The sequence below is a fragment of the Lacinutrix cladophorae genome (genome assembly GCF_053604645.1).
Genome location: NZ_JBSHNR010000077.1, coordinates 1 through 775 on the forward strand (window position 1 = coordinate 1; position 775 = coordinate 775).

Below are 775 nucleotides of genomic sequence, written 5' to 3' on the forward strand. Positions count from 1 at the left end.
CGCTACATTTTATAACAACGTGTATAAAAAATTGCTAGATTAGTGCTTAAATAATGGTAGTTGCATTTTTGCCAACTTCTGATTTTCCTTCGGAAAATCCTCGTCGCCAAAAACGCAACTTTCCATACACAAGACCGTTGTGTGCAATTTGAGAAATGACGAACCCAGAATTTGAAATAAGGATTTTAAGACAGCATTGGATTAAAGATGATGGATTGGACGATAAAGCTGATTTATGTTCTCATGGAGAACTGTATCTGAAAATCGGAAATGAAATTTTATCTGACTCGGAATCTGACTCGTGGTGTTTGAGTGTATCTGGACTTTATCTGCTTCGGACTTTAAAACAAAATTATTCAATTGGGGATTTTGATAATTATTTAGTTCCTTGTTGTGGACATTTTATGATTCCAAATGACGAGAAAGATTATGTTCTGATTTGTGGATGCAACAACGGAATTGATTGGAATGTTAGACATGAAAATGGAACTGTTGAATTCACAACCAAAAAGGGAGCGAAAACGAAAATTCCAATTGAGATTTATATAAACCAAGTTATTGAATTTACTGACCAAGTTGAACAATTTTATGGAAACATAAATGAAAAAGAAGTTCCGAAAGATGATTTTGACCAAAATGGTTTTCGACAATTTTGGAATGAATGGAATAATTTAAAATCGGAAATAAAAAAAACTGCACACAACAACGTATAAAAATAATTGCTGTTTTGTGCTTAAATAAAGGTAGTTGCGTATTTGCTACATCTGAATTTCCT

The 775-nt window shown here is 32.6% G+C and carries 1 protein-coding gene; it reads left to right on the forward strand.

The genetic code is table 11. From position 1 onward, the window contains the following. The first annotated feature begins 155 nt into the window (after positions 1–155). Positions 156–713 (forward strand): hypothetical protein, encoded by a 558-nt coding sequence (locus ACVC3Y_RS03045; RefSeq protein ID WP_452226074.1) that lies wholly within the window; start codon positions 156–158, stop codon positions 711–713. The last annotated feature ends 62 nt before the right edge of the window (positions 714–775 follow it).